This window comes from Lelliottia sp. WB101, assembly GCF_003051885.1.
Taxonomy (GTDB): domain Bacteria; phylum Pseudomonadota; class Gammaproteobacteria; order Enterobacterales; family Enterobacteriaceae; genus Enterobacter; species Enterobacter nimipressuralis.
In genome coordinates, this window is record NZ_CP028520.1 from 3,610,896 (window position 1) to 3,625,464 (window position 14,569).

The 14,569-nt window shown below is 43.1% G+C and carries 21 protein-coding genes and 2 pseudogenes; 7 read left to right on the forward strand and 16 right to left on the reverse strand.

Annotation, left to right across the window (positions count from 1 at the left end; genetic code table 11):
• Positions 1 to 90: 90 nt before the first annotated feature.
• Positions 91 to 462, forward strand: a complete 372-nt coding sequence (locus DAI21_RS17435) for a hypothetical protein (RefSeq protein WP_103948523.1) — start codon at positions 91 to 93, stop codon at positions 460 to 462.
• Between the two features lie 159 nt (positions 463 to 621).
• Here DAI21_RS17435 and DAI21_RS17440 read toward each other — a convergent pair whose 3' ends face one another.
• From DAI21_RS17440 to DAI21_RS17465, 6 genes are all read right to left on the reverse strand, one after another.
• Positions 622 to 1,437, reverse strand: coding sequence for an antitermination protein (locus tag DAI21_RS17440; protein ID WP_107703767.1), 816 nt, complete (start codon positions 1,435 to 1,437; stop codon positions 622 to 624).
• On the reverse strand, positions 1,434 to 1,574 hold the full coding sequence (locus tag DAI21_RS17445; RefSeq protein ID WP_107703768.1) for a YlcG family protein: 141 nt from the start codon (positions 1,572 to 1,574) through the stop codon (positions 1,434 to 1,436). The genes DAI21_RS17440 and DAI21_RS17445 overlap by 4 nt, the downstream gene beginning before the upstream one ends.
• Positions 1,571 to 1,933 carry a crossover junction endodeoxyribonuclease RusA gene (gene rusA, locus DAI21_RS17450; protein ID WP_107703769.1) on the reverse strand — a complete coding sequence of 121 codons (363 nt, stop codon included), beginning with the start codon at positions 1,931 to 1,933 and terminating at the stop codon, positions 1,571 to 1,573. Before rusA ends, DAI21_RS17445 begins: the two co-directional genes overlap by 4 nt.
• 2 nt (positions 1,934 to 1,935) lie before the next feature.
• Complete coding sequence (locus DAI21_RS17455) at positions 1,936 to 2,142, reverse strand: hypothetical protein (RefSeq protein ID WP_107703770.1); 207 nt, start codon at positions 2,140 to 2,142, stop codon at positions 1,936 to 1,938.
• Complete coding sequence (locus DAI21_RS17460) at positions 2,142 to 2,744, reverse strand: DUF1367 family protein (protein WP_107703771.1); 603 nt, start codon at positions 2,742 to 2,744, stop codon at positions 2,142 to 2,144. The genes DAI21_RS17455 and DAI21_RS17460 overlap by 1 nt, the downstream gene beginning before the upstream one ends.
• A 316-nt stretch (positions 2,745 to 3,060) precedes the next feature.
• Positions 3,061 to 3,276, reverse strand: a complete 216-nt coding sequence (locus DAI21_RS17465; RefSeq protein ID WP_107703772.1) for a hypothetical protein — start codon at positions 3,274 to 3,276, stop codon at positions 3,061 to 3,063.
• A gap of 269 nt (positions 3,277 to 3,545) precedes the next feature.
• On the opposite strand from DAI21_RS17465, the gene DAI21_RS17470 reads away from it, so the two are divergent.
• Positions 3,546 to 4,295 carry a hypothetical protein gene (locus DAI21_RS17470; RefSeq protein WP_159075428.1) on the forward strand — a complete coding sequence of 250 codons (750 nt, stop codon included), beginning with the start codon at positions 3,546 to 3,548 and terminating at the stop codon, positions 4,293 to 4,295.
• 479 nt (positions 4,296 to 4,774) lie between these two features.
• Here DAI21_RS17470 and DAI21_RS22990 read toward each other — a convergent pair whose 3' ends face one another.
• The 8 genes from DAI21_RS22990 to DAI21_RS17510 all read right to left on the reverse strand — a co-directional run bounded on the left by DAI21_RS22990 (position 4,775) and on the right by DAI21_RS17510 (position 10,462).
• Entirely contained in the window at positions 4,775 to 4,957 is a 183-nt protein-coding gene (locus DAI21_RS22990; protein ID WP_159075429.1) for a hypothetical protein, read from the reverse strand.
• A 64-nt stretch (positions 4,958 to 5,021) separates the two neighbouring features.
• Positions 5,022 to 5,165 (reverse strand): DUF977 family protein, encoded by a 144-nt coding sequence (locus DAI21_RS23520; RefSeq protein ID WP_159075430.1) that lies wholly within the window; start codon positions 5,163 to 5,165, stop codon positions 5,022 to 5,024.
• A 442-nt stretch (positions 5,166 to 5,607) separates the two neighbouring features.
• Complete coding sequence (locus tag DAI21_RS17485) at positions 5,608 to 6,345, reverse strand: hypothetical protein (RefSeq protein ID WP_159075431.1); 738 nt, start codon at positions 6,343 to 6,345, stop codon at positions 5,608 to 5,610.
• A complete protein-coding gene (locus DAI21_RS17490; protein ID WP_107703777.1) occupies positions 6,345 to 7,472 on the reverse strand; it encodes an ATP/GTP-binding protein in 1,128 nt (375 codons plus the stop codon). The genes DAI21_RS17485 and DAI21_RS17490 overlap by 1 nt, the downstream gene beginning before the upstream one ends.
• A gap of 519 nt (positions 7,473 to 7,991) precedes the next feature.
• Positions 7,992 to 8,678 carry a replication protein P gene (locus DAI21_RS17495; protein ID WP_107703778.1) on the reverse strand — a complete coding sequence of 229 codons (687 nt, stop codon included), beginning with the start codon at positions 8,676 to 8,678 and terminating at the stop codon, positions 7,992 to 7,994.
• On the reverse strand, positions 8,675 to 9,592 hold the full coding sequence (locus DAI21_RS17500; protein ID WP_199908230.1) for a replication protein: 918 nt from the start codon (positions 9,590 to 9,592) through the stop codon (positions 8,675 to 8,677). The genes DAI21_RS17495 and DAI21_RS17500 overlap by 4 nt, the downstream gene beginning before the upstream one ends.
• A gap of 74 nt (positions 9,593 to 9,666) precedes the next feature.
• Complete coding sequence (locus DAI21_RS17505; protein ID WP_107703780.1) at positions 9,667 to 10,215, reverse strand: toxin YdaT family protein; 549 nt, start codon at positions 10,213 to 10,215, stop codon at positions 9,667 to 9,669.
• A 19-nt stretch (positions 10,216 to 10,234) separates the two neighbouring features.
• Positions 10,235 to 10,462 carry a helix-turn-helix domain-containing protein gene (locus DAI21_RS17510; RefSeq protein ID WP_107703781.1) on the reverse strand — a complete coding sequence of 76 codons (228 nt, stop codon included), beginning with the start codon at positions 10,460 to 10,462 and terminating at the stop codon, positions 10,235 to 10,237.
• 109 nt (positions 10,463 to 10,571) lie between these two features.
• Here DAI21_RS17510 and DAI21_RS17515 point away from each other — a divergent pair, with 109 nt between their 5' ends.
• Both DAI21_RS17515 and DAI21_RS17520 read left to right on the forward strand, forming a co-directional pair.
• Positions 10,572 to 11,270, forward strand: a complete 699-nt coding sequence (locus DAI21_RS17515) for a helix-turn-helix transcriptional regulator (RefSeq protein WP_107704284.1) — start codon at positions 10,572 to 10,574, stop codon at positions 11,268 to 11,270.
• Between the two features lie 92 nt (positions 11,271 to 11,362).
• Complete coding sequence (locus tag DAI21_RS17520; RefSeq protein WP_107703782.1) at positions 11,363 to 12,970, forward strand: SIR2 family protein; 1,608 nt, start codon at positions 11,363 to 11,365, stop codon at positions 12,968 to 12,970.
• A gap of 328 nt (positions 12,971 to 13,298) precedes the next feature.
• Here the strand turns inward: DAI21_RS17520 and DAI21_RS17525 are convergent.
• A pseudogene (locus DAI21_RS17525) lies at positions 13,299 to 13,509 on the reverse strand (hypothetical protein).
• A 215-nt stretch (positions 13,510 to 13,724) separates the two neighbouring features.
• Between DAI21_RS17525 and DAI21_RS17530 the strand changes: the two are divergent.
• Positions 13,725 to 13,922, forward strand: coding sequence for a hypothetical protein (locus tag DAI21_RS17530; protein WP_107703783.1), 198 nt, complete (start codon positions 13,725 to 13,727; stop codon positions 13,920 to 13,922).
• On the opposite strand, the gene DAI21_RS17535 is transcribed toward DAI21_RS17530, so the two are convergent.
• Entirely contained in the window at positions 13,909 to 14,118 is a 210-nt protein-coding gene (locus DAI21_RS17535) for a hypothetical protein (protein WP_107703784.1), read from the reverse strand. The two genes, DAI21_RS17530 and DAI21_RS17535, sit on opposite strands and share 14 nt — an antisense overlap.
• A gap of 88 nt (positions 14,119 to 14,206) precedes the next feature.
• Between DAI21_RS17535 and DAI21_RS23315 the strand changes: the two are divergent.
• Positions 14,207 to 14,323 (forward strand): annotated as a pseudogene (locus DAI21_RS23315) (hypothetical protein); the annotation flags it as partial.
• A complete protein-coding gene (locus DAI21_RS23320) occupies positions 14,316 to 14,480 on the forward strand; it encodes a YdaE family protein (protein WP_165790664.1) in 165 nt (54 codons plus the stop codon). The pseudogene DAI21_RS23315 and the gene DAI21_RS23320, both read left to right, overlap by 8 nt.
• Positions 14,481 to 14,569 lie beyond the last annotated feature (89 nt).

Here is a 14,569-nt window from a genome sequence, read left to right on the forward strand (position 1 = left end):
TTGAAAGTTTTAAGATGATTAGTCGATATGGCTAAAGCTGAGGGATTGTTCTACCGATAATGATATGAACATTTACTCTGGGAAATTTTTATGCAGACAGTCTCTACTTACAAAGACCTTGCAAACGCAATAGCCTGTGGTTCAAACAAAATAGAAGTCACTGGTGATATAACGAAGGGTACTGTAAAAATCGTCGCCAGCGGCGCAGTTACATGGGCTATTGCTATTGGCGCGATTAGCATCGCGTATGCAGCATTTGCTATGACACCCGCGACGGGAGGAACTAGCTCCGCATTATCAATGATTGCTGCACCGGCTGCAGTAGCCAGCATTGGATTACCAGCAACCACGGCAGCAATTGCGATTGCGACTGGAGCAGGGTCCATATCGGCCATTAAAAAATTAAGACAATATAAAATCGAATCACATGTAGATGGTAAAGCGATTTTGGTTAAAAGATAATTACGGAAGAATCACACAGATACAGAAGTGTGCTCTGGAAAAACATAAAAAAGCCCCACGGTGTTAACCGCAGGGCTTTAAACGAAGGCAATAACCCATCTTTAGAGCAAAATTACCACAGATTCGGGAAAAGTAAATAGCTCACGATAAAATAACGCCCTATTTTGTTATCTGCTTAAGTTGCTCCTCTGCCCATGTCTCTTCGACATCGAACTTGTTGATTAGCTGATCGTAGAATGGCTTAACGGACTTCTTCCAGGTATCTAGCGTGATGGCATCAGTTATCTGGCAAACAGCTGCATACGCCTCAGTCGAAGGGATTCGCTCATAGCCGCGCCCACTGCAGCGTTTGCAATCGGCCAGAACCGGCACGCCCTGTTTATCAGTGAGAACCTTGTTAACCGCTTTACCGCGGCCCCGGCAATCGCCGCAAGCGCAGCTGATCACCTTTTTCCCATTGCAGGCTGAACAGATAAAACGCGCAACCTCTTTCACCTGGCGTTTAACTTCAAAATCACTCGGAGACTGCTTGAGGTCTTTTGCCCACTGAGGGAGTTTCATGGTGTAGTGCGATTTCATCGTAAACACGTCAGCCTCAATGAACCCCTGCCCAGCGCAGCATTCGCACTGCTTCACGCTGGCGGCGCTGCGAGAATAGTCCTCAAAAGCGAAGGTGGCCAGCTGGCGCATCACCCGCGGTTTAACTCCGGCGTCCAGTTTGCGCAGGGCCGCTACGCTATCGCATTTGGTCAGTGCATACTGGGCCAGCAGCTCGATCGCCCTCGCCCGATCGTTGTTGCTGATGCCCATCTTCCCCAGGAAGGCACTGTAGCCCAATGCGGCCCGTTCTTGGGTCATACCCATGGCAGCCATGATATCCGTGCCGGTCAAAGAATCTGAGGCAGTTGCGCGCGGAGAGTCGTCAATCAGCGTAGATTTTGCGAAGTGATACTTCACAGTGTTTTCGAGATTCATACTGCAGCTCCTGCCATCTGGTATATGCGAATAAAGTTACGAAGGATGCGGTAGTCCACCAGCACCGAACCGGGGCGCTGATAAACGCGGAGACGCTGCCAACGTATGCGGAATATTTCGACCAGCTCTGGACTCATGGGGCCTCCAGTTCTGTAATAGTCAGTTCGAGCTTTCCGCCTTTGACGATCGGCATTTTCACAACGTGATAATCGACAACCTGGCAATCATCAAGCCAGAAGCCAGCTCTGGTGAGCGCGTCAAATGCCGCCTTCTGCAGGTTATCCAAATCGCGGCGCCGGCGATCGGGCATATGGCATTCGATGCGGAGTTTGAGCTGCGCGGCCGTGCGGATATTCAGCTGACTTTTGCGAATGAGTATGGCCACGGAGTTCCGATAGGCTACGCCGTCAGCGCTGATATGAGTGCGCCCGCGGTTATGCCGGTAATAGCGGTTGTTGCTCGGCGGCCAGGGTAATGTGATTCGGTATGTATTCACTCTTACCCCCACATCCGGTTGCGCCAGCGGCTATCAGGGCGCGCTGGGGTGTTTGATGTTGGCAGGTACGCACTGACGGTCCAGGTGACAAAATCCGGGTTAAGGCTGCGCTCAACACGCACGCCCCGCGCTTTATATCGCCGCAGCAATTCGTCGGCCTGTTCGGTGCTGCAGTCGGTATGGTGGAACCAGGTATGTTTCATCCCCATCACCCCGCGAAGCCAAGCAGCTGCGCGGCGACATTCTCGGCCTCGTCCCGGTTGCGGAATGAACGAGACAGAATCCAGCGCCAGAGAACGTCCAGCGCAGCCTTGTAAAGCTGCTGGAATTCGAGTTCGTCCATGTTGGCGAAAGAGATACTGCGGGGGTGTTTTCGGAGCGTGCCGTCCGGAAGCTGTATAGCGTCGAAGTGCCCTGCCTCGACGATCACCCAAGAACGATAAGCGTCGAACGATTTGCAGAGGCTGATGCCATTTAAAACGCGGCGATTGGCGACCTGCTCAAGGTACAGCTCAGCAGCATCGATCAGCACGCTTTCATTCCCGGCATAGGATGCGAGGAATTTGGCATAACCAGTAATGAGCCTTCGCTCGTTACTTGATATGGCGCCGCCGGTTGGTTCCCAGTATTCAAAACCGAGATTGAGAAGCGCAAAGAAGCGCCGGTGGAATGCCGGGTTACGGACCCGTTTGAACTCAGCAACAAGAACATCGCCGAGACGGATTTTTGATTGCAGAATATTGCTGGTCTCGGGTGTGGCCGGGATCAGAATACCTGTGTGGTGCTTAATAAGTTGTATTTCGAGCGCCATGTGATTCTCCGAGGCGCATCAGGTTAGCGGGTGTTCAGTCCGCTGAAATTATGATATCAGAGGGTTGCGTTATGCGGTAGACAAGGTGGCGAAGGAACTGAGTTCCGGGTGAGAGATTGAATACGCCCTCGTCTTCCGGCAAAGATCAGCATGAAACCAAACCCAACAAAAATAGATCGTCCAACCATTTTTCTGCTTTCAGGTTTTCTCTTTCGTCCTTGCTAATGAATTGCACGACCATAAGTTGTTTTATCATCTTACTTCTGTGGTGCAACCCACTAACAGGGGAAAAATGACGGCTTGTACTCGAGACAAATCAGGGAGGACCTAAATACTCAAAATCAAGACTGCATATGCCACCTCTTGTACCAAAAGAACCATCATCACCCAGTGACTCGATAAACTCGACGAACTTCGGGTACAGGGCTTTGACTAACTCAGCATCAGGAATTTGATCTCCCCTTTCAATAACTGTCTCAAATTCATGCTTCTTGTGATTGGTTGTGTAAATGACCTTGTATAGTGCCTTCATACATACCCTCATGAATTAATTAGTGAAAAACAGACGATCTGCTCATGTTCAGCAGGTTTTCTTTGGAAACTCTCAACAATTTAGTATGATTCATTTTAAGATTTTTCCAATGGATGCTAGGTATGTGGGACACAATAAAAGACGTCTATTTTTCGGTCATTAAAACATCTTCAGACAGAATCAAAAGCCCGTTCTATGGCGTATTTGTGCTTTCCTGGCTTGCGTTCAATTGGCAACCAGTAGCTGTGTTGATATTCAGCGAACTGAAGATGGAAAATCGTATTGGATTCATCAATGCTATCTACCCGTTTGAGTTTCTATGGCCGCTACTCGTTTCAGCAGGTTTGGCTTATCTTTTGCCTATCATTAATGAAAAAATCACATTCTTGCAATCCAAACCAATTTCAAGGACAGCCGTACTTCTTGCAATGCGCAGGAAACGGGCTCTTGTGGCAGATATCAGTGTTGAAAAATATCGTGCCAAACGAGACGTAACTTACGATAGACATGTCGCTGGTGCAGAGAAGGAAATTCAATCCATGCGGGAGGAAAACCTCGCTTCGAAAAAACGCATGGGTGAAATTGATGCTGAAAGAGAAACACTTAAATCCGAATTGACTGATGTTCATCGATTACTAAATAATACCAAAGAAAATGCTGACAGATCTTCTGCCGAATCAATAGAGTTACAGCGTAAAAATCATGAAATTCAAGAAATCAATACAGTCCTAAAGGAAAAATCTAGTAAATCTGAATCAGATTATAAAAGACTGCTTCAGCTTTCTTCTGAAGTTGAGGACCAAAACTCTTATCTTAAACAAGATGTAGAAAAATACAAAAATGATTCTCATATTCTTGAAAAGAAATTAAAAGACAATGAAAATGTGATTTCCAATTTAGAAAATGAGATAAAAATGCTTAGAAGAAATATATACGATAAAAATAGTGATTATGTTGCATTTGAAAGTTATACAGCTTCAATACCTGACAACGACCCAGAAAAATCGCAGAAGAAGTAGCGGGATGCATCAGGACGAACCACAAGCGGGGGATTTTACTGCGAATGCATCAGTTTTAGCTCTATGCATCCTTAATACCCTCCTGGTGATTACCCTCTTCCCAACATCGGAGCCAGATTACTTGATGAATGTATGTTAAAAGCGCTTGCAATACTTTATGTCATTGGTTTCATTGTTGTGAGGATCTTTCTTGCGTTGTCAACTGACATGCCTGCAAAGGAGTCAATGGATATAGCCGCCGCCTGGCCACATCAACTTTACAAATACATAGAATTGTATTTTGACTTAAAAAGCCACCAAGAAAATCCCCCATTCGGTAAATAGTTTTCGGAGTGTGAAGAGCAGCAGCGCCTACGCCGCTGTTTGGGTTTGCTGACAATGGCAATCCCCTACTCATCTGCAGCACTGCTACATTCAGTTGGATTAACGTCCCGGCATCTATTCGCGTGCGCGTCCACACAACGCCTGTTTACCGATTGTCATTGGGCTGCTCCAAGAATAAAATAAAGAGCACAGGCATATACCCCTATGGCAATTAGTTTCATAACGCAAATATCAGTTTGATGTATCACACAGGATTTTGCCACATCATAAAAGACATTAACCTCAGCATTGCTGTAAATATTCCGAGAGCCACCACCTTTATCTTGATAAGTTTTCATGCTTCACTCATTCTAATACTCTCCGGTATGTGGAACGTTCCATGTCGAAGTCTATAATTGCGCGCTAATCGAGAAATACGTCGTAACGTCCCTGGCAGATAAACTGACCGCGCTGTATCACAGTCCGAATGCATTTCTCACCAGGGCCGCGAAGCATGCCGAATATGCCAATGACCTCACTCGTTGGAATGCGCCTCGGCTCACTCACCAGTTAGATAATACGGACGATGATCTGATTACGTTCCCGATGCGTTTTTTGGGTGACATGTCTCAAGCTTTCCCGCTAGCGTTCATCCGTTCATACTTCGCTTTTAGCACTTGGAGGGGATTTACCCTCGCGGGCGTTAGCGCCGTCAGCATCATATATGGGGGAATAGGGCTTAAAAAAAAGAGAACTATTGAGCAAAGTATTGCTTTGTAGCATCATTTTTCTTAACACATCTACGGATCATTCTCTTGTGCCCCTGATTTAGCAAAAATGGTGGTCCCGTTTTGCCGTAGCGGACCACCTGTTTGTCTCTAAGTGCTTTTTACTGCGGTAAGCCCGCCCGAGGTTTTGAAACGTGTCTAATCAGCACAGATCAATAACTTTTTATATGGCATGTCATTGTTTTAAAAATAAATATTACAATTAAAAATAACACATATTGCTACGCCTGCGCCAGAATTTCCGCAGTGTTTTGACCGTAGTGAGATAACAGCATTAATGGGAACGCGCTAATGACTATGACATTTTTCGCAGAAGCTTCATACTCAACTTGTTTGTTTAAAATCAGATCTTGCGGTATTTCACAATCAGGAAAAACATTGCTTTGATTCACTATTAAATTGGCTCTTTTGCAATGAAGATTTATAACTTCATTCCAAATTTCAATCCCCCACTGGGGTACATTGTTATATTTCTTATGTGCATAATCATTAACAATCCGTTTAAAATTTGGAACATCATTAAGGTCTATAAACAGTTTCATAAAGTCCTCTTCAACCCCATTGAAACATCGAATTGACTCCACCATTGGATAACTAACGAACAACTTTCCTTTATCTGTTTCCTGAGAAAATACTTCAAGCAGTTCACCTATTTTTTCATTACTAGCATTTGTAGCGTGCGGATCGTAATCAAAGAACAAATAGATTTGCGAAAAGTCATCTCTCCTATATCTTCTTAAATCCTCATCACGTTCTTGCAATAACGGGAAAACGTCAACAAATTCTATACCAAAATCATCCTCTGCCATTTTCTTATATAACTGATAAATTTCACCACAAAAGGAAACTTTAACAACAGTTTTACTTTCATTGTTAATAAAATGAGTTGCGAAGTCACGGGTGATTATATGCTCCGTTTTCTCACCTTCAAAAACAAAAAGAATATTTTCTGGCATCATCAATCACCATTTTTTTTATTGAAGCCGCCGGCTTTATAAATTTTTTCTAAATTATGTGCTACTCGAATTTCTTTATCTGTTAAGTCGTTTAGTGGAGAAACACTTTTGTTGTCCATAACAAAGTAGCAGTCAGGCCTTAATATATCGTTACTCATAATGTTTGTATTATGTGTTGTTAAAATAACCTGTGCACTCATATCCCTTAAGATGGTTACTAAATTCTGGGATAATTCATGATGATAGAACGCATCAAATTCATCTATGCAGATCAGTGATACTTGTTCCATTCGTTGCATCCAGAAAAAGAAAAGCCCGAGAGATTTAGTTCCTGTAGAAGCTATTTCTGCAAACGGAATAGTTACGTCACCAAAATCAAAACCAATGTTTTTACCGTTTGTTGTATCTATCTCTTTTAACTTACACTCAACACCATTAGCATTTAGAAAATTCTCAAACTCTTGAATGTTATTGTGCTCAAGAATATCTTGGCAAATACTTTTCCCTCCCGATTCAAGACCGATGAAAGAATTTCCTTCCAAAAGAGATCTAAAGAATAACATTCCTTTTACGTAAAAAATAAAATCCTTGAATGCATCTGTGACTCTATCTTCCAAAAGAATTGAGTTGTTATTTACATACGAAATAACAGATACGTTATCGTCCACGGTTGAAAAGTCATTATTCAAACTCTCAGTGCCAGGAAGTTTTATTTTTGCTAACTTATCAGCCTCTCTATCTAACAAAATATAATTTACACCGTTTATATCAAGTCCTTCCCTGAGGATGCTTCTAGCTGTTCTTTTATCATAAAAATAAGTTACTTGATTATCACCAAATTTAAAGTGATACTTAAAGGATGCATAACCTTTTTTATTTTTCGCATTAATATAATTCCTTGCAAAAAAGGAAGGCAGTTTTGACTCTTCACTTAAATGTGAAATTAGATCAAATATAGCATGCGTAAGATTGCTTTTCCCTGCTCCATTTTTACCATAGATAATACTTGTTTTAACAACTCCATTATCAATGGCCTCCCCATTAAACTCGTAATTTCTTTTTTGTATCAAATCAAGTACAAAATTATTTTCAAATCCTCTAAATCCTGAAACTTCAAATTTTTGTAACATAATAACCTCACTCGTTAAGTTCTATAACCACATCATAACACCGTAAAAAAAATACACCAAATAAAACAGAATTGGTTTCACTAATCAGTGCAATTTTGAATTCAGATGAAAGGCCCTGAAAGCCCCAAAAGCACTGCAAAAAAGCATTTTTATCGCACACCTGGAATTCACCTGAGCTTATGTAAGGGTATAATCAACCTCATAAAACGTTGCTAACCTCGTTTTCCATAAGCTATGGGGTAAATGCCTATCCAGAACAACTTGCTGAAAGCAGTAACCCTGTTCATATTGAAATACCGTCTGATTCTGACGCACAGAAAACACAATAACCAATTGATTTATAAATATTTTATAAGGATTCATTTTTGAATCTATCAATATAAGCGCTACAGTTGATATAATGACTTATGTATACTTTCCGACCAAAGCAAGACTCAACTCTTCAGTAGACGAACTAGCATAAGCATTTTCCCATCAAACATCTGTATGTTAAATGACCAAATTATTTTGTATTTCATCTCACTTTAATCCACCGTCTTCATTTCTTTTGTACGATGCGAACAATATCTGTGCAGGTGTTGGTCCCTTTGGAGCCACTGGTGCTGCTAGTGCACGGCGTACAGGCGGAATCGGTTTCCCAGCCAGTACCCGATTTTCCCACTTATCCAGAATATCTCCAGCCTCACGCTCGAGTTCTTTATGACTCAACTGGCCATCGGTGCCCCGGCGACGCAGCTCAAGGCAAATATGGTAAAAAACGGGCTTTGGCCACGGATACTGCTCGCTGCTCGGGTACCGGAACACCAACTTGCGCCACTTCCAGTATTCAGTCATCACATCAGCGCTGGTGATCCCCAGTACGCAACGCCCTTCCCTGCACCACTTGATGAACTGGCCTGGCGACGGCAGAAATGGCCGCTCCTGGCTGCGAGCTACACGCATGCCGGCTTCAACCTGTTCCATTGTCGTGATCCCGTTTTCTTTGAAAGCCAGCACCCACTGCCTGCGAATTTCGTTCACGTCTTCCTGGCTGCGATTAACCAGGCTTGCCGGGAACGCGGCCGTCAGCTGTACGAAAAGCCCGTTGATAATCTGCGCCACCTGCTGCGTTTGATCGCGTTCGGTGTATTGCTCAGGCAGGTTATGCGCTACGCGGCGGGCCTGTTCCCGGTCAAAATTGCGAATACCCTCGGCAAGGTTTTTCATTCCAGCACCCCGTAAATCCAGTCGGTGTTATGCAGGTCAACAGCGCACTTGGATGGGCTTGACGTTCCGATTGCGCGCAGCCGTTTGGTGGTGAGTTGATCCCACTGCTTACGCAGACTCGAAGGACTCAAGATGTTGTCCTTCCAGAATTCATCCCTGTTTGCCCACTGGAACAGGTCACAGATTTCGTAGTGAGTACGATTATCCTGGACACGCATCAGCCTGATGGTGTTTGCCCATTCAGCCCAGTTTGGCTCAGATAGCGACGCATTGACGGTGAGCAGCCTATCGTAAATCCATCTTGCAGCCTTGAGGTCGTCACCAGAACCCCATGATTTACCTGCCGGCGTGTATATCCCATGGGCAGCTTCAGGGTGGCGAGAGAGAAACTCTTGAGTTTTCTGGTTTCGGGATTCTTCAGAATTCCGAGACGAAGATCTTTTAATACTGTTCTTGTTATAGTCTTGGGTGTCTACCGTTTCAGGGAAGGTTTTTCCCGATTCCGGTAACATTTTTCCCGTTTTCGGGAAGACTTTTCCCGTTTTCGGTTTGTCCAAAATCCAGGCAGAAAGGTCAGTATTTATACCGACAATTTTCATCACGCCCTGCTTTTGGCTGAAGATAATTTTGCGCGCCGCAAGTGATTTCAGAGCATCTGAAACGTGCGAATCACTCAGATCAGTGAGCTCAGCTATCACCGTGTTTGTCACGCGGTCTTGTTTCTTGTTCCAGCCGTAGGTAAGCCAGATCACCGCCTCAAAACACTGCCACTCCCGTCCTGACATTCTCAGACGAGGCTTAAGCTTCTGGATCTCATTGGCGATCTTGGTATACCCGTTCGACAGGTCGGCCATACGACCTCCCGGTTGTTCGGTTCTGTGGGGGAAATTGATAATTTCAGCTGTGTTTGACATACTCGACTCCGCAATCACGCTTAGTTTTTGCACCTGAAAGTCGGTTCTGTTCGCGCAGACCGGCTTTCGCCATTTTAGAAGCCGTCACATAACCCCAGCATTGAAGTAACCATTGCCATCAATGGCCCTATTTGCTCAGGCATAAGACGGAATAGCGACGCGATACCTTCGCTAACCTCTTTCAGCTTCTGATGCTCCGGAGCGTCCAGGATAATTGCCTGTTTTGCTTCAGCGATTTCTTTCTCGGCTTTTGCCAATCGAGACAACTTGCAACCGGCACCAATTAGATGCGTTCGATATTCCATCGGCAGCACGGCTATGATTGCTGGCGTCAGCTGGATTACATTTTCGCGGTACTGTTCGGAGTCGAAGCGGTTGTCTAAGAATCTGAACAACTTCTGACGGGCGCGACTAAGATCTTCTGGAAATTCGATACTATCTCCCCCTTGCCGTCTCCACTCCTCAACTATATAGGCTGACACGACATCTTGGCCCGCTGCAGCTGCCCAAGCGCGCACTGCCTCACGAACCTTTTCAGGCGATACGCCTTGCGCTGGCTGATAGCGCTTTATCAGTGGCTTAGCGTCAAAGGTTGTATTCTGGTGGAACGTAAGTGATTGCATGCTGCTTTCCCATTCGTGATTAGAATTGGCTGCTGTTTGAACTAAGCAACATGGCAAGGTCTGGACGAATATCCGCGGGTTTAACCTTCCCGTTGGTTGCTGACACGATTTTCATAACGTATCGCGCATCAATGCCGCCGCCATGCAGCCATCGCCAGACCGTTGGCTGAGCAACTCCACAGAGATTTGCGAGTTTCTTTTGGCTGCCAGCGATGTCGATGGCGTGTTGGATGATTTTATTGGTCATTTTCGATTCCTAAAAGTATTGAGCAAGGCGATAATAGCAATGCGTATTGCCCAAGGCAATAGCAAAACGTGTTTTGACCATCAATACGCAAGCGTATAAATTAAAAACTATGAAAAAAGAAACTCTTGCTGAACGCCTGAATCAGGCAATGGAACATTCGGGAATGTCTCAAGGCGCTCTTGCGAAGGCGTCGGGTGTCGCCCAGCCAACTATCTGGAGACTAACTAGCGGCAATGCGCGAGGGTCGACCAAGATTGTAGAAATAGCGAATGCACTTGGGGTTCGAACAGAGTGGTTGTCTACGGGCATAGGTCCTATGAGAGCTGACGGCCAACAACCGAGTTTTATTGCTCCTGTTAAAACAGATCCAAATATCTTCAGGGTTGACGTACTCGACCTAACAGTCAGCGCTGGTCCAGGAATCATTAATAGTGAGTTCGTGAAGGTACTGCGCTCTGTGGAATACTCCGTTGAAGATGCTCGCCAGATGTTTAACGGTCGCAAGCAGGAACAGGTCCGCATCATCAACATTCGCGGCGACAGTATGTCCGGCACGATTGAGCCTGGCGATCTGCTTTTCATCGATATCAGCATTCAGCAGTTTGATGGGGACGGCATTTACGCCTTCATCTACGACGATACGTCGCATGTTAAGCGCCTGCAGAAGATGAAAGATAAACTCTTGGTTATATCGGATAATCCTACCTATCGACCATGGGAGCCGATTGAGAAGGAAGAGATGAACAAAATCTTCATCTTTGGAAAGGTGATCGGCAGCATGCCGCAGACGTACAGAAAGCATGGATAAATTATAATAGGAACGATTAATGTTGCCGATTGTTTGTAGCTAATATTTAAAATTAAAGCACACACAGCATAAAATTACAGAAGGATTTTGATATGCCAAATCGAAACTTTGAGTTCAAAAATTATCCTATAGTGTTCATAGGCTCCGGTATATCAAAAAGATATTTGCAAAGCTATCCTACGTGGGAGGAATTACTTTGTGAGTACTGGCAAAAGACTAACCCAGAGATAGATTTTTACAATTATTTATTGTCCATAAAAGAAATACATAAAGCATCCATTAATGACGCTTCTGATCTAGACCATAAGATATACACAGAAGCTGCAAGCAGAATAGAAGCTGACTTTAATAGACTATTCACTTCAAATGTCATCAAGCTTGAAGGTTTAGATGCAAAACGAGTATTTAATGAAAACATATCTCCATTTAAGTTTTCAATTTGCCAAAGATTTTCAAACCCAACATTAAAGCATGATGTTGACATCGATGAATTAAACTCATTTAAGCTTCTACTAAAAAAAGCAAAAATGATTATCACCACTAATTATGATGCTTTTATAGAACAATTATTGTTAGAACAAGGTATATCACCAAAACTATACATTGGGAATAATGGTTTCTTCGAAGATACTATTGGCTGGAGCGAGCTTTATAAAATCCATGGTGACATCAAAGACCCGTCATCAATAATAATTAGTACCGAAGACTACGAAAAGTATGATAGCAAGGCTATTTTAATTAGTGCAAAAATACTTTCCAACATGATAAAAAACCCGATATTATTTATTGGGTATTCATTAACAGACAGGAATGTTAAGAAGCTATTATCGGACTTCTCATCACAACTACCAAAAGAAGATGGGAGAAAATCTGCTGAACGTATAATACTACTTCAACACAAGCAAAATGAAAAAAATGCTATAACAAAACAAGTCACTGATCAGCAACTTCAGGTTACCTATACATCTGTAGAAACGGACAATTATAAAGAAATTTATGATGAAATAAGTTCTGTTAATGAAGGCCTGTCCCCTTATGACGTTTTACGCTATCAGAGAGCAATCAAGACCCTGATAGTTAATGAAGGTGAAAAGGGAAACCTCGATACTTTGCTCGTAACCCCGTCTGACTTAGATAAGTTAGAGGAAAGTGTTAAACAAGGTAAAAACCTTGTAGTTGCTCTTGGTGATAAAAAATATGTTTTCACTCAGATAAAAGAGCTTAATTACTTAGAGGATTATTTGTTCGAAAAAAATGAAATATCAAACAGGCTTGCAGTAGAATTCATTATCGATTCAACAAATACATTGAGAATTCCGTTTTCCAAAATCATAGCTTCCTGCAATTTTAAAGACCTAAATCTAAAGCAAAAACTTTTAGCAAGACTAAACCAAAGAATTGAAAGACATGGCAAGCTAGACAACATAATTAATTCAGTGATACTGGACAAAGTAAATACCGCAAAAAATTTCACCAGCATAAAAGAAGTCAAAACCTCAGCTTTTAGCAAACAAAAAGAATTGCTAGTTATAGTTAAAAACATTAAAAACTTTAACCGAGAAGAAATAGATAAATATGTTAAAAGCGAGGCTTTTATACAATTCAAAAACTGCGAAAATGACAATCTTAAAACAGACTATAGAAAATTATTCTTGGCGTATGATTTGATAATTAACGGCGATATAAAGAAAGTAGTATAAACAAAAGCCCTGAAGGATAAATATTCTTTCAGGGCTATGTAATAAATCCCGTATGGAGGCGGAATGATTCCCTTATGGAGGAGGGAAACGTATGTTTACTATATGATGATAGGCTGTATGGATCAACAACTAAAAAAAAATAACAATACAATAAACAAATGCAGTGAATTCAAACAAATAGCTAATCAATCATAGACAAAATGTCATCAGAATATTTATGTTGCAGTTTTACAAAAATAAAATACCAATGAAATTAATAGCATAATTCACTAAATTACCAGTATTATTTATCTTCCACTCTGTATCAACCGGCCACCGAGCCGGTTTTTTACTGTCCCTTTCTCAATAATTCCTCCGCATCCCGCAGCAATTCCTTGTTAATTATATTGCCAAGTTTTTCGCTTTGCTTTCAGTCGGTTGGCAATAGCTTCACGGCTTAACACTACCCCGCCAGCTTTCAGGCCGGCAACCGCTCCGCCTATCTCGCCAGCGATAAACGCTGCGTGATATTCCCGCTCCAGATCCATACGTGACCCCATAGCAATACGCCATTTGTCGTTTTTTTGAGCGCAATACGCACATACCTAAAAATAAATTCCTTTAGTTATCAATCTACTAATACTAATTGCAATTGATAGATATCAATGAGTATTGATATGGATAATACGTATTGCTATTATCCTTTCATCGCGGAAAACAACGCGCATCAGGTGTAAACGTTCCGCTGGCCGGCGATAAGGCAAACGAGGGTGAGATGACCGCTGAAAAGAATTTAAATAGTGTTGAAGCGCCATTGCTAACTAGTAATAGCAAAGTGATACAAGCTGCAGACGCAGCACTAACAGCTTTAAACAAGTCGTTTGATGACGTTATTGAGAAAGATTATTGGCTTGCGGAAAAAATGAAAAAGGCAGCTCTTGAAGCCGCCCTTGCGTCAATTACCATTTTATAGGGATATCAAAAGGTTCAGGTCGTTCAGAATTGTATTGAGCCTCTGCTGCACTACGGCAATCCGGAAGCAATTCTGAGACACGTTTGATCAGAGCTTCAGGTGAAGTTATTGCAGGATCTTTCGCTGCAAGTGCGAGAGCCAAATCGTAAGCGACAGATTCTTGATTTCTTTTATCCTGAAAAACGTTGAAAGCCATGATTTTTCCTTTGCTGGCTGTGTGAGAACTACCAGCTTACCACTGAGCCTGAAGTGGTGAAAAGACAGGCATACATAAGGAGTGAAATATGATTGATTTCGCACGCAAACCGGGACGGCAGCAAGCCGTGAAACTGAATATTATCGAGGTGATTCTTCGCCGCATCTGCTACCTGCTGGCGCAAAAGGGGAATCCAGATGTGTAACTCAATGAAATGCGGCTACTGCAGCAAGCCGGTTGAACCGGAGGAAGTAGTCAAAAGTACCCTTCTCTATCGCAACGGCACACAGCTGGCGCGCAAGGAAAAAGAATACTGTTCTGAACGTTGCGCTTCGTTCGACCAGATGGCCCACGAAGCATAACGAAAACCCGCGCAAGGCGGGATTCACGTCCGGTGACACCGACCAAAGTTACACCGGAAAACTACACAAAACCAAAGTTCACCCAATGG

Bases quoted from the DNA above. Each gene is read 5' to 3' on its own strand.
- DAI21_RS17435 (WP_103948523.1), top strand. From the start codon at position 91: ATGCAGACAGTCTCTACTTACAAAGACCTTGCAAACGCAATAGCCTGT.
- DAI21_RS17440 (WP_107703767.1), bottom strand. From the start codon at position 1,437: ATGAATCTCGAAAACACTGTGAAGTATCACTTCGCAAAATCTACGCTG.
- DAI21_RS17445 (WP_107703768.1), bottom strand. From the start codon at position 1,574: ATGAGTCCAGAGCTGGTCGAAATATTCCGCATACGTTGGCAGCGTCTC.
- DAI21_RS17455 (WP_107703770.1), bottom strand. From the start codon at position 2,142: ATGGGGATGAAACATACCTGGTTCCACCATACCGACTGCAGCACCGAA.
- DAI21_RS17460 (WP_107703771.1), bottom strand. From the start codon at position 2,744: ATGGCGCTCGAAATACAACTTATTAAGCACCACACAGGTATTCTGATC.
- DAI21_RS17465 (WP_107703772.1), bottom strand. From the start codon at position 3,276: ATGAAGGCACTATACAAGGTCATTTACACAACCAATCACAAGAAGCAT.
- DAI21_RS17470 (WP_159075428.1), top strand. From the start codon at position 3,546: ATGGAAAATCGTATTGGATTCATCAATGCTATCTACCCGTTTGAGTTT.
- DAI21_RS22990 (WP_159075429.1), bottom strand. From the start codon at position 4,957: ATGAAAACTTATCAAGATAAAGGTGGTGGCTCTCGGAATATTTACAGC.
- DAI21_RS17485 (WP_159075431.1), bottom strand. From the start codon at position 6,345: ATGATGCCAGAAAATATTCTTTTTGTTTTTGAAGGTGAGAAAACGGAG.
- DAI21_RS17490 (WP_107703777.1), bottom strand. From the start codon at position 7,472: ATGTTACAAAAATTTGAAGTTTCAGGATTTAGAGGATTTGAAAATAAT.
- DAI21_RS17495 (WP_107703778.1), bottom strand. From the start codon at position 8,678: ATGAAAAACCTTGCCGAGGGTATTCGCAATTTTGACCGGGAACAGGCC.
- DAI21_RS17500 (WP_199908230.1), bottom strand. From the start codon at position 9,592: ATGTCAAACACAGCTGAAATTATCAATTTCCCCCACAGAACCGAACAA.
- DAI21_RS17505 (WP_107703780.1), bottom strand. From the start codon at position 10,215: ATGCAATCACTTACGTTCCACCAGAATACAACCTTTGACGCTAAGCCA.
- DAI21_RS17510 (WP_107703781.1), bottom strand. From the start codon at position 10,462: ATGACCAATAAAATCATCCAACACGCCATCGACATCGCTGGCAGCCAA.
- DAI21_RS17515 (WP_107704284.1), top strand. From the start codon at position 10,572: ATGAAAAAAGAAACTCTTGCTGAACGCCTGAATCAGGCAATGGAACAT.
- DAI21_RS17520 (WP_107703782.1), top strand. From the start codon at position 11,363: ATGCCAAATCGAAACTTTGAGTTCAAAAATTATCCTATAGTGTTCATA.
- DAI21_RS17530 (WP_107703783.1), top strand. From the start codon at position 13,725: ATGACCGCTGAAAAGAATTTAAATAGTGTTGAAGCGCCATTGCTAACT.
- DAI21_RS17535 (WP_107703784.1), bottom strand. From the start codon at position 14,118: ATGGCTTTCAACGTTTTTCAGGATAAAAGAAATCAAGAATCTGTCGCT.
- DAI21_RS23320 (WP_165790664.1), top strand. From the start codon at position 14,316: ATGTGTAACTCAATGAAATGCGGCTACTGCAGCAAGCCGGTTGAACCG.